This window comes from Serratia sp. M24T3 (assembly GCF_000257645.1).
In the GTDB taxonomy this organism is placed as follows: Bacteria; Pseudomonadota; Gammaproteobacteria; order Enterobacterales; family Enterobacteriaceae; genus Rouxiella.
Window position 1 is genome coordinate 1 of sequence record NZ_AJHJ01000059.1, and the last position, 11,177, is coordinate 11,177.

The following is an 11,177-nucleotide window of genomic DNA, read 5'->3' on the forward strand; positions in this document are numbered from 1 at the left end:
ATGGTTTTCTCCGGGCATAAAAAAACCGGCTTTAAGCCGGTGGGTTAATATTTCAGGGTCCTAACGCGTAACTATCCAGTCAACGTCGAATGAATAGCGATAACGTTTTGTTTCAGGGTCTTTATCCTGATCGCCCCATCGGGTGATGTAGGCATGAGGCTCAATGGCATCTCGTAATGCCTTTGCAATTGCCTGCAACGATGGAACGGTGTCAGCGTAAATATCAACCTGAATGGTGTAGCTGTCGCAATCTGGCAGAGTTCCAAGGTACATTTCAGGAGCACCACCGACGTTCTGCCACACTGCATAAGGATAAATGACAGCATCATCCTTGAGACCAAAAGGATAAATACGTAACAGGTTAGTACCTAGCAATGCGGTTACTGCAGCTGAGGCCGAGCAAACAGTGAAAATAGGTGCGATCATGGCGAAATCCCTTTTTTCTGTGCCCGTGCAATCGCGCGGTCGATAGCCTTTTCATATTCTAAAACGAAAGTATTTACAGCCTCTGCGGCACCTGATGCTATAGCTGGCCTCATTATCGGCTGAGCCTTCATTTTTTCTGTGCCAAACTCAAGCAATCGCCAGTGTGGAGTGGGCGCATTTTTGGCTTTATCCGGATGGTTTTTCAGGACCGCGCCATGAAGTACGCCGATCCTAAAACCCAAGTTACCGGTAGTTTTAAATACCTTCCCATTCCAACGAATGGCGATATTATCGGCAATACTTCGGCCTGTGTGTGGGTCATCAACCCGCATGGCATTCGCCTTTGCCTTTTCGGCAATAACATTTGCCGCTTTACGCAGGGCAGCTCGTCCACCTTTACGCCTCAGATCATCACTGATGGTATCCAGTTTACCCAGCAGGCTATCAAGTCCTATAAGTGAAAACTCTATGCCATCAGCCATCATTGACTCCCTCAGAGCAAGGCAAGGTGAGATATTCAAGTCCGCTTTCAGGGTCTGGAAGAACACCTTCGATGTTATAAATTTGGCTACGGAAAATGAGGCGATGTTTTGACGTTATATCACTGCGACGCCGAATTTTTATTCGGGCAGAAATTTCACTCTGTCCTGCCTGAGAGGCAATAAACTCCCTTACAGATAATGGTGTGACTTCGGCCCAGAGATACCTGACATCTTGCCAACTCGGAGTGACGGCCCCAGATTCTGGATCTTGTGAATTAACCGGAATTTGCAGCAACACACGATGACGAAGTTTACCAGCCTGCATATCAACCCCTTACCGGCGCGCCGCTAAGGTAGGTTGGCCCGGTGCTTTCTTTTTCAAAATCTCCACCATCGTCAAGATTCTGGACGATCAGCGCCACTAACGTTTCGTTCGATTCCGCCAGGCGGTTCATTGCTGCTGTCTGACTTTTCATCGCCTCCAGCAGTTGGCTTAGCTGTTGCTCGCTCATAGGCAATTTTCGTCCACTTTTTTAGCCACTCTCGGCGGCGTTCACATCCGGCACATGCCATAAATTCCCCTGATATATTTACAGCCCATAAATCCTGTAAGGTTGCAGGAGTGCTATAACGGCAAAATCTAAGGCAGATGTAATATTGCCAACATTTACAGCCTCTCTGTTTTCATACCAGTGACCGATCAAAAGAAGCATTGCTGTCTCAATGTCCTCACCGTAAAGCAGAGCATCGCGATCTTCTGCATATCCTGCATCGTTCTCAGTGCTATACATTTTCCGTCTTGTGTAATTTTCCACATAACGGATTGCTCCTTTGATTCGACCAGCAATCCAATCATCATCGTCTGTAAAATCGTCCTCTATCCGACAGTGCTTTTTAACGAGGCTGATATCCATCATGGGCTGGCCTTATTTTTTCTTAGATACTTCGGCTTCCGCTTCTGCTTTGGCTTCCGCTTCTGCTTTGGCTTCCGCTTCTGCTTTGGCTTCGGCTGCTGCTTTGGCTTCGTCCGTATCGACAGACTCAACAAACTGTGCTGCATAGCCCTTTTTAATCAACTCACGGCCATGCTGTTCGTCGGTTTCAAAGCTATTTTCGGCAAGGACAACATCACCCCTGAGATAAATAGGCTTATTGGCTACTAATTTCATACTGGACACTCCTACAAAAAAGCGGCCAAACGGCCGCTTTAGGTGTTTACGCACTTACCGAATAGCTTAAGCAGCAGCCGGGGCAGTGAAGGTTCCATAAATAAACGCTTCAGGGCGCTTAACCGCTAGGGCGAGACGCTCTTCACAACGGATCGAAATCATATTTTTCTCAAAGTCATCGGCGTTTTCAGTGGAGATAACCACATTGGATTCTTCACGGTCGAAGATTTGAGCACCCGCGTTGAATGCACCCGTCAGGAATTTACCCTGGAAGGCGGCAAATTCTGTAGCTACAACTGGTAAGCCCCATAGCGTTGGGCCGGTTAGTGCCGCTGGGTTTGCCAGGATGTAACGGCCCAGTGAATCTTTAATCAACTCGATCTTCGCCCAATCAATAAAGTGCAGAACATGACCGGATGCCGGGAAGCGTGCAAGCTGTGCTTGCAGCATGGCGAGACGCAGATCATCAATCCCGTTTTGCTCGGCAACATCGAAGGCTGGAGCGTAGGCCGTAGCCTGCGGGATGATGCCATCAAGATGCGCGCCAGTACCATCACCAAAGAGAATCTCCTGCTCTTCTACGTACTTGAGGCCGTACTGCAATTCAGCATCAATGGTTGACTGCAACTGAGAGAAATCATCCAGGATCTGTTTCGAAGCTTTGAACATGTGGGCAATAGTACGAACTGGCGTGATTTTTTCAGCGAAGACGATATCGCTATAAGGCTTCGCGGTATTTTCCGCTACGGCCGCCGCATTGTTGGTGAATCCAGTTTGCTGCACCCAGTAAATGGTATTTGACTCGGTTGTGCCTGGCGCAATCAGATCACGAATGAAAAGACGTTGCTTCGGTGCCGTATCGATACCGGGCAAACGCTGGGGAGCAACAATCTGGCCCGGAACGTTTACGGTTAACAGCGCTGCCTTAACCGGCACACTCAGTCGCTTATTGCCCTGAATGCTGGTCGCAAAGTCTTTCAGCGCTTCAGCGGAGATCACCTGGTGGCCAACGCTTTCAATAACGCTTTTTGCACTGCTAAGAGGCATTTGAGCAACGTGTTGTTCCAATTCACCCAGTGCTGTTTTGATGGTTTTCTCAGCTTCACGCATTGCGTTAAATTCAGAGGCCATCTTATCGACAGCGGCTTTTGTTTCGGCAGAAAGGGTGCCGGATTTTTTTGCTTCATTAAGTGCCTCTTCTGCCTTTGCACTGAACTTGCCGTTTGCCTCTTCAATACTGGCAGTGACTTTTTTGAGAATATCGTTTACTTCAGACATGGTGTTTCCTTATTTGCCGAACGCGGCCAGCGCGTTTTCAAGAGTTATGAGGTTTTCAGGGTTTATTTCATCGGTAGCGCTCGGCGTACCTTCATGCTCGGCAGCAGCGCCAGACTTGCCGCCAGTTAAGGCTTTGAGGAGTTTTCGACGCTCAGAACGAGGGGTATCAGCTTTCGCCAATATGGCATCAAGCTTGCGTAGAGCAGCTGACGGGCTGTCATTATCACTACTGATTTCATCAGCTGATAAAAGACGGTCGGCAAAACCTTTATCCACTGCATCGCTGCCGCCGATGTAGGTTTCGCCATCCATCATTTTACCTATTTCGTCGCCGCTCAAGCCGCTGCGCGCGGAGTAGATGTCACTCATAGCCTTATCAAAAGGCTCCATTTCAGAGGCAATTTGAGCAAAATCATGGCGATTTCCCATCGCATAAACCCAGCAATTGTGGATCATTAGGAAAGCGCCGCGACCAATTTGGATATCATCACCGGCCATGGCAATTACTGAGGCTGCAGAGGCGGCAAGTCCGAGGACTTTTACCGTTACCTTGCCGTCGTATTCTCGCAGCAGGTTATAAATCGCTAGCCCTTCGAACATATCGCCGCCTGGCGAATTGATGTTGACCGTGACGTCAGCCCCAGCGAGCCCACGCAGCGTGGAGGAAATCTGGCTGGCCGTGACACCTTCGCCCCAGTAATCGGCTCCTATCACGCTAAAGATGGAAATGCTGTTATCGTCCGGTTTTGCGGCTTTAATGCCGCCGTTCCAACGCTCCATTGCGGAAGACGGCAAGTCGCGTTTTTCACGCGCAGAGAGCCGCCCCTCCGGCGCTGCCGGAAGACTTTTTAATGTCATGGGAGATGCTCCTAAGCCGCTTGTTGTAGCGGTGACTGTTCGAAAGGAATATCAGGGAAAACGGCGTCGTGAACTTGACGAACTATTAACGCTTTGGCCGCAAGGCTGTTTTCCTTCAGATCTTCAAGGGGTGTTAGGTTGAGCTGAACGGTATAAATATCGCCACCAGCAATCGGCGGCATGTTTTCAAGTCGGCGAACATCATTGCGAGACATCCAGCCATTTTGCAAAGCAGTTGTGTAGTAAGCCGCGCGACCTGCGCTGTCTGCTCTTAAAAGTCCCTCAACGGAAAACTCAGCGAAGTAATCATCGTCGCCATCGAGCAGGCAACGCGCTATTTCCTGCTCGACATTGACCAGAAGCGGGCGAAGGGTATTTGTCAAAAAAATAAGGTTCATGCCTTCAACGCTTGAAGCCCAACTGCTTTGTTTATCAACATGGCCAACCATAAATGGCGGGACACGAAACCAGCGACAAACCTCTTCTACGCTGAAAGCACGACTCTCAAGCATCTGCGCTGCTTCTGGGTTCATGGTCACGTTTTGATAGGTCATATCGTTTTCGAGAACCATCAACTTACCGGCATTTTTTGAACCAACAAACGTCTGTAAATACTGACGTAAGCGCGTTCGTTGTGCGTCGTTCAAATCGGTTTTCGAAGAGAGGAAACCTGAGCTTTGCAATCCGTTCTCAAACACTTTAGCGGCTGCTTCATCAACGGCCATCGCAGCACCGATAACATCTCGACCGACCCGCATAGGCATCATCCCGCACACACCATCAAGGCCAAACCCCCGAATATGCATCAGGCGATTAGGGCGTATTTCCCTTTGTGCAGTGTTCTCGGTATAGGTGTACTGAAGCTGCCCGTTATCCAGACGCTTAACCACCATGTTTTGGGGTAGCAGTGGATTCAGGGAAACAAGTTTTTGACCGATATAAAGCTTTTCGACAAAAGCGTTGCCGCGTAAAGCCAGACTCGCGACGATCATCAGCATAAATCGTGACGGCGTCATTTCAGAATTTGGCTTTCGGCAAAGTAGTTTGTAAGCCGGATGATCGGTGGCCAGTGACCGCGAACCGTCCGCCTCACGCTTATAGACCTTCATCGGCAGCGTGGAAACAGATTCACTGAGTAAGCGGACGCAAGCCCATACCGCTGAAAGTTGAATCGCTTTATCTGCGGTCACTATCTTTCCACTGCTACTGGTTCCATACCACTCCTGCCAAAAAGTACCGGTTGTCAGGCTGATAGGAACGCCGAGCCAATTTAAGAGCGCGCTCTTCACACGTCCCGGATGTTTGTTCTCTTTCATCAGACACCTATCATTATTGGGTCATCAAGGAAGCCGTCTATATCCGGTCCGGTGTCCGGCAACATTGCACGACCAATCGCCATGATCAGCGCTACCGCGCCATCAATTTTGTTTTCGTTCTGCTCTTTGATGGGCCTGACAACATCGTCATTACCCGGCAGATGCTTACCGACCACGTTACTGATACACCAGGTCATGATGGGATTACCGTCATGATGGAACCTGCCGGACTCGATAGCCGCTTCCAGCTCCTTCATGGGGTCACTCATGTTTGTGTAATTCTGAATGATCGTTATCGGGTTTAATCCCTCGTCAGCCAGATGATGCGAAAGATTCGTCGCACCGTGGGGGTCTATCGGTGATTCCTGAACAGGATTAACGCGGTTGACTGACTTTGCCTCTTCCAGAATGGTTCGGTAATCAATCTCTGCTCCCTCTGTGACTTCAAGATGCCCGGTATTTACCCACTTCTGAAAGCGTTCTGCCGTCCTTTGCTGGTCATTATCAGTGCTGAATACCGTGTCGTAAGGCACCCAGAACTTAGGTGAAATGCAGTAGTAATGCCTTTTCCCATCAATATCGCGCGTGAAAACTTTAGGCATGCTGTTCATGTCTAGCTTTCTCGCGAGGTCGAAACCTAAATAGCAGGGCTGGCCTTCGAACTGCTCAATCGATAGGTTCTCATCTTCACAATTCCGCCAACTCACCAGATTAAAGAATGCGGCGCGAGCCGAAACCCAAATGTTGAGGTGTTTAGTTTTGAACACGTTCGCCTGGCGGGCATTATTCATCGCGCGCTGCTGTTGGCTTAAGAGAAAGTCGCTGTAGACAGAAATCCCCATGTTAGGGTTAGCTTTGCGAAGCACTGCCGGATCTGTCCAGTCATCACCTTCATCCACCGTGTAAATGATCCCGAAAAGCTCCTCGTTTGGAACGGTACCGTTGAGCATCTCGATCACTTCGCGGCGTTTGTCGTAGCATGGCCCCTCGATGTTATATCCCGCCGTGGTAATGCCCCACATCAAGGGCTGACGACGCGATCCCATACCGGTGAGCATCGTGGTGTAAAGCGCATCAGTTTCATGTTCGTGATATTCGTCCACGACGGCACAGCTCGGAGAGGCACCGTCGCCAGGATTACCAATCAATGGTTCAAACCTCGCCCCGTCTTCTGGGCGATTCATGTTAGAGGCATTGACCTCAACGCCGAAAGCATCACAGAGCGCGGGTGTTCGTTTGCACATCAGACGCGCGGGCCGAAAAACTTCCCAGGCCTGCTTTTCTGTCGTAGCGCCGGAATAAACTTCAGCACCGAATTCGTCATCACAGGTAAAGCAATACAGTGCGACGCCCGCAGATATTGCCGACTTGCCGTTTTTGCGCGGGATCTCGGTATAAACCTCCCGGAAGCGGCGAAGTTTAGTGTTTTTTTTCACCCATCCAAACGCAGCACAGATAATGAAAAGCTGCCAAGGCTCAAGCGTGATCGGCATTCTTTTGAAAGCCCACTCGCCTTTGGTATGCGGCAGAAGCTGAATAAATTTGGCCGCTTTTTCTGCCAGGTCTTTATCAAACTTGTAGCGAAATTTGGTGCTGCGCACCCTTGCCAGATCGTCAATATGGCGCTGGCAGGCATCAATCACATAGCGGCAAGTCGTAATCTTCCCCCGGACGACATCGCGGGCATACTGATTTGCAGCGTTAACGTTCGGGTAAGCTTTACGTTTCATAGGTTTTTAAAGGGGTTATCAGATTGTTTTTTATTAGCCCCTACCAGGCGCTGACGGCTACTCGGATCCAGTCCAAGCATTCCCCCAAAAGAGGCAAGTTGGCGCATGGCCTCATTCAGAACTGTCAGCGAAGGATTTTTAATTGGGCCGCCCATTGAACCGGCCATAACGATGCCATGCTCGGCGATATGGTTTTGTGCTGCGCGCGTATTGGAGTAGGCGATACAAAACATTTCAAGGTTATGTAAGTCGGTGGCGCATAGAACCTGTTGCGCACAAAGCTCTTTTGAAACCATTCGCCACATTGTGGCCGCATTCTCATCTAACCACTCAGGAGGTTCGACGCCGGTAATTGGAGTGAATGAGGGTTCGTCTTTATTTAGGGCTCTTTTGCCCGGATTACCTGCCAGCAGCTTCCGCGAGGTCGGCTTTGGACGGCGACCGGATCGGCCCGTCGCTCCAGCCATAGACGCTCCAGTTAATTTTTATATTTCGCGGTTGTAAAAAAAAGACTCAGGGCGCGGTCCTTTAGGCGAAAGGCCCTGAACTCTCGCCCCGCCCTCCCTCGCAAATGATAATTTGTCTCATTTTCATGATTTTGCATCATTTTTGCATCCACAGATGAGAATCCGTCTCATTCATGATGCAATAATTCAAAATGCAACTAATATCGCCTCTTGAATGAGAATAGATATCATCCCCGAGGTTGCCGCAGGCTGATTCAGTTCCGTTTCTCTTTTGCCGTCTTGGTGCGATGGCAGGGCCAGCAAAGGCTTTCAAGATTGTCGTGATCGTCCGTGCCGCCTTGGGCCTTTGGCTTGATGTGGTCAACCGTTGTCGCGGGAACTGGGATACCTTGCCTCAGATGCTCCTGACAAAGATGCTTATCACGCTTAAGTATGATGGGCCTGAGCTTATCCCAACTCACACCATAGCCGCGCTCATGCCTGCTCTTGCCTTGCTGATGTTGCTCCCAACCAGTATTGATATGGTCAGGGCAATAGCCAGAACGATGGACCGTAGTCTTTGCGCATCCACGATGACGGCAGGCGCGAGGGATTCGTGCGGGCATAATTAATCCAAGCTAATAGTTATAGGGTTTTCTACTTCGCTTTCGGTCAGCATGAATTGAGCGTTAATTACAGGCATTGCACCAGGTAGAGTCTCGATGTTTGAGCTGACCTGCCTACCAATGATCTCGCCATCGACAGCAACAGCAAAGCCAAAGAACTGACCGCCACGATAAAGCTTTGCCAGTTGGAATTGTTTGGTCTGTTTCATGAATCCTCACTATCAAATAGATTGGAAAGTCATTATCAAACCCACTCACTGAATGGGTTCTGTAATGCCTTAAAGATATTTATCTTTCAGCGCGACTAACTCAGTCTCTGCATTAGCGCCCAGCACCTCAATGCCGTGTTCAACAAAGGCAACGAATGCCTCGAATTCAGCCTTGGCCTTATCCAGCGCTGAAGTTGAGGCTTCGACCGGAATGTCTGATTGCAGGCTGGTGTTGGCAGGTGCTGCGGTTTGAGCCTGTGCTGATGTGTCAACTAATGGTTCTGGCATGATGTCTCCTGATGATTGGGTTTCAGCCGTGGTGGCTGGTATGTAATAAAGACTTTTCAGCCATGCGAGAAAGTGCTTAATCATTTCTGTCTGGCCTCTTCTATCTGGCGTATGCCTTCGAGCTGGTTGTTGCAGTTTTGCAGATCGGTAAGCAGTAGCTCATTCCACAATACAGAACCGCCATAGCTCAGCGGGTTATCAGGTGGCGGGGACGGCGGGCAATACTGCAGTAGGCTTGCCGGTATCGGTGTTGATGGCACCTTGACGTACTGCGTTGTAGTGGTCGCGCAGGCTGTCAGTAGCGGCAGTAGGAACAAGCACCAGATTGCACGGTGCTGTTTCAAGTACCGTCTTAATGATTGTCTGGCGGCCCTGACTTGCCGAGGTATTCGTTTTCTGGTCATTGAGCGTGGCTCCGGCAATCTGGTTAAATATGCCGACGCTCAGCGCCTGAGAGTTGGTGATGAATTCGGCTTCTTTCTTTTGCTGTACTGCGGTCGTGAGTTGGTCGGCAGTTGATACCGATTTTCCGTAATAATGGAAAGCAGCCCACATTAGCAGAGCAATAATCAGCAAGATGACAGCGGTCAAGATGATGGCGGTTTTGTTTATCATGATAAGAACAGTGCGCGTTCACGCTGACGGCGAGGCAGCAGGATGTTCGGGTTAGTACCGGCCTTCTTCCACATCAGGAATGCGTCAGCAGCTCCGGCATAATCTTTCTGGTTAAGGCGTTTCAGTACCGTAGAGCTAATGAACGCCCCTGCGCCAATGTTGAAGACCAGACTGCACAGGGCGTCATATTGATTTTGATTCAGTGGCACTTTCACCGAACTGTTAATTGTCTGCTCCACCCACTGGATATCCTGCAGCAACAATTCGGTAGATTTGTTCTGGTTGATGACCATACCAAGCGCGACGGGCTTGCCGTCTACTGTGCCAGTATGCCCAACGCCAATACTGGGTATGCCGCGACTGTCCCGATACCCCTCGAGCTTCTCGCCTTCATCACCCTTAAGCCGGGTGATGCCGTTATTGCTGATTTTCATCTGGCGACCCCGTATTGGTTTTGTTGCCGATAACACGACGCAGCAGACCACCGAAATAATCAGTGCCCAAATAACCGATGAATACGCTGGCGATATAAGCAAGGTTCGTGCTCAGCCCAAAGAAATTGAGCGCGTCACGAACGAACCAGGCAATCATCGCGCACATTAGAGCATCAACAATAATCTTCCAGAATTTACCGCCGTTGTACCGACCGCGAAGATAGGCCATGAGAAAGGCCAGCACGGCACCAATGCCCTGCTCTTTGGCAGCCATCAGCGCCGCAATAAAATCTTGTTTGTAGGGCATTGTCATAGTCTCCACCTCCAACGTTGGTTGGGTGTGCTGAAGTCATAAAAGGATTAGCGCCGGCGTTCTAGGCGTTCTGGGGCATTTGAGAGCGATTACACGGCGCTAAATTTGGGAAATAAAAAAAGGCCGCCGATTGGCAGCCTTAGAAATTTTATCGGGGGTTAACAGCCCCACTACGGTTGTGATGGTCAGCGCTGAGAGTGCTGACATATGGCTGTTCTTGATATTTCATTGGGCTTAACACGATTTTCCGGGGGAACCGCACCTTTCCCAGATTCCATTACGTGCTCTAGCCTCAAGACGGTGCACATCATGCGGATGTTAGCCATTACCCTAGTAGCGCATCAGCCTGCGCATTCATCACAACGAAAAGCTGCCTGTTTCACCACGCGAGTGTTCTGCAATGCCGTTCAATTCGTCAGGCAGCTTATCTGATGTGTAGAAAGTAAAAAGCCTCTCCATTACGGTAGAGACAATATTTGAGTGATGTCGCAGCGGGTGTTTGCCGTTTACGCTCCGGCGTCGTTTAAGGATTGCTCCGGTACGACCGTTCTAATTTGACATAATTCATGAACTTGCATTCAAATTATACCGCTGCGACGGCATGCAAAATAGCATAATCCCCTAAAATGGAAAAGCCCCTGCATTTCTGCAAGGGCCTGTTGTAGTGCCGGGTGCCTCCCGGTGAACCTTTGGACAACCAACCGTGGTTCGCATATTGGAGTGTCACATGAAAATAGTTGATTTGCCCCACCGCATAGGGGGATTCACTACAACGTGTTTAAAAATATCACTAAATCTCAAAATGGAAAAGCCCCTGCATTTCTACAGGGGCCTGTTGTAGTGCCGGGTGCCTCCCGGTGAACCGTTGGCCAACTAACCGCGGTCCGCACGTAGAAGAAATCGGCTATCACATAGTTGCTTAGCCCCTCCGCATAGGGGGATTCACTACAACATCATAAAAATATCACTAAATCTCAAAATGGAAAA

17 protein-coding genes are annotated in these 11,177 nt (G+C 49.7%); all 17 read right to left on the reverse strand.

Annotation, left to right across the window (positions count from 1 at the left end; genetic code table 11):
* Positions 1–60 precede the first annotated feature (60 nt).
* The 17 genes from SPM24T3_RS23475 to SPM24T3_RS23555 all read right to left on the reverse strand — a co-directional run bounded on the left by SPM24T3_RS23475 (position 61) and on the right by SPM24T3_RS23555 (position 10,190).
* Entirely contained in the window at positions 61–426 is a 366-nt protein-coding gene (locus SPM24T3_RS23475; RefSeq protein ID WP_009639337.1) for a DUF3168 domain-containing protein, read from the reverse strand.
* The gene (locus SPM24T3_RS23480; RefSeq protein ID WP_009639338.1) at positions 423–908 is read right to left on the reverse strand and encodes an HK97-gp10 family putative phage morphogenesis protein; all 486 of its coding nucleotides are present in this window, start codon (positions 906–908) and stop codon (positions 423–425) included. The genes SPM24T3_RS23475 and SPM24T3_RS23480 overlap by 4 nt, the downstream gene beginning before the upstream one ends.
* On the reverse strand, positions 901–1,233 hold the full coding sequence (locus tag SPM24T3_RS23485) for a phage head closure protein (RefSeq protein WP_009639339.1): 333 nt from the start codon (positions 1,231–1,233) through the stop codon (positions 901–903). Before SPM24T3_RS23485 ends, SPM24T3_RS23480 begins: the two co-directional genes overlap by 8 nt.
* Position 1,234: 1 nt before the next feature.
* On the reverse strand, positions 1,235–1,420 hold the full coding sequence (locus SPM24T3_RS23490) for a hypothetical protein (RefSeq protein WP_009639340.1): 186 nt from the start codon (positions 1,418–1,420) through the stop codon (positions 1,235–1,237).
* Positions 1,421–1,498: 78 nt separating this feature from the next.
* Positions 1,499–1,825: a head-tail connector protein gene (locus SPM24T3_RS23495; RefSeq protein WP_009639341.1), complete on the reverse strand. Its 327-nt coding sequence runs from the start codon at positions 1,823–1,825 to the stop codon at positions 1,499–1,501.
* Positions 1,826–1,834: 9 nt separating this feature from the next.
* The gene (locus SPM24T3_RS23500; RefSeq protein ID WP_009639342.1) at positions 1,835–2,077 is read right to left on the reverse strand and encodes a hypothetical protein; all 243 of its coding nucleotides are present in this window, start codon (positions 2,075–2,077) and stop codon (positions 1,835–1,837) included.
* Between the two features lie 66 nt (positions 2,078–2,143).
* The gene (locus SPM24T3_RS23505) at positions 2,144–3,355 is read right to left on the reverse strand and encodes a phage major capsid protein (protein ID WP_009639343.1); all 1,212 of its coding nucleotides are present in this window, start codon (positions 3,353–3,355) and stop codon (positions 2,144–2,146) included.
* 9 nt (positions 3,356–3,364) lie between these two features.
* The gene (locus SPM24T3_RS23510; RefSeq protein ID WP_009639344.1) at positions 3,365–4,213 is read right to left on the reverse strand and encodes a head maturation protease, ClpP-related; all 849 of its coding nucleotides are present in this window, start codon (positions 4,211–4,213) and stop codon (positions 3,365–3,367) included.
* Positions 4,214–4,224: 11 nt separating this feature from the next.
* Positions 4,225–5,529: a phage portal protein gene (locus tag SPM24T3_RS23515; RefSeq protein WP_009639345.1), complete on the reverse strand. Its 1,305-nt coding sequence runs from the start codon at positions 5,527–5,529 to the stop codon at positions 4,225–4,227.
* Positions 5,529–7,259, reverse strand: a complete 1,731-nt coding sequence (locus tag SPM24T3_RS23520) for a terminase large subunit (RefSeq protein ID WP_009639346.1) — start codon at positions 7,257–7,259, stop codon at positions 5,529–5,531. Before SPM24T3_RS23520 ends, SPM24T3_RS23515 begins: the two co-directional genes overlap by 1 nt.
* Positions 7,256–7,726 (reverse strand): phage terminase small subunit P27 family, encoded by a 471-nt coding sequence (locus tag SPM24T3_RS23525; RefSeq protein ID WP_009639347.1) that lies wholly within the window; start codon positions 7,724–7,726, stop codon positions 7,256–7,258. Before SPM24T3_RS23525 ends, SPM24T3_RS23520 begins: the two co-directional genes overlap by 4 nt.
* Positions 7,727–7,980: 254 nt before the next feature.
* A complete protein-coding gene (locus SPM24T3_RS25005) occupies positions 7,981–8,331 on the reverse strand; it encodes an HNH endonuclease (protein ID WP_009639348.1) in 351 nt (116 codons plus the stop codon).
* Positions 8,332–8,333: 2 nt separating this feature from the next.
* Positions 8,334–8,540, reverse strand: coding sequence for a hypothetical protein (locus tag SPM24T3_RS23535; protein ID WP_009639349.1), 207 nt, complete (start codon positions 8,538–8,540; stop codon positions 8,334–8,336).
* A 69-nt stretch (positions 8,541–8,609) separates the two neighbouring features.
* Positions 8,610–8,828: an Ig domain-containing protein gene (locus tag SPM24T3_RS23540; protein WP_009639350.1), complete on the reverse strand. Its 219-nt coding sequence runs from the start codon at positions 8,826–8,828 to the stop codon at positions 8,610–8,612.
* 198 nt (positions 8,829–9,026) lie between these two features.
* Complete coding sequence (locus tag SPM24T3_RS25255) at positions 9,027–9,443, reverse strand: hypothetical protein (protein WP_009639351.1); 417 nt, start codon at positions 9,441–9,443, stop codon at positions 9,027–9,029.
* A complete protein-coding gene (locus tag SPM24T3_RS23550) occupies positions 9,440–9,877 on the reverse strand; it encodes a lysozyme (RefSeq protein ID WP_009639352.1) in 438 nt (145 codons plus the stop codon). Before SPM24T3_RS23550 ends, SPM24T3_RS25255 begins: the two co-directional genes overlap by 4 nt.
* Positions 9,861–10,190 carry a phage holin, lambda family gene (locus SPM24T3_RS23555; protein ID WP_009639353.1) on the reverse strand — a complete coding sequence of 110 codons (330 nt, stop codon included), beginning with the start codon at positions 10,188–10,190 and terminating at the stop codon, positions 9,861–9,863. The genes SPM24T3_RS23550 and SPM24T3_RS23555 overlap by 17 nt, the downstream gene beginning before the upstream one ends.
* Between the last annotated feature and the right edge of the window lie 987 nt (positions 10,191–11,177).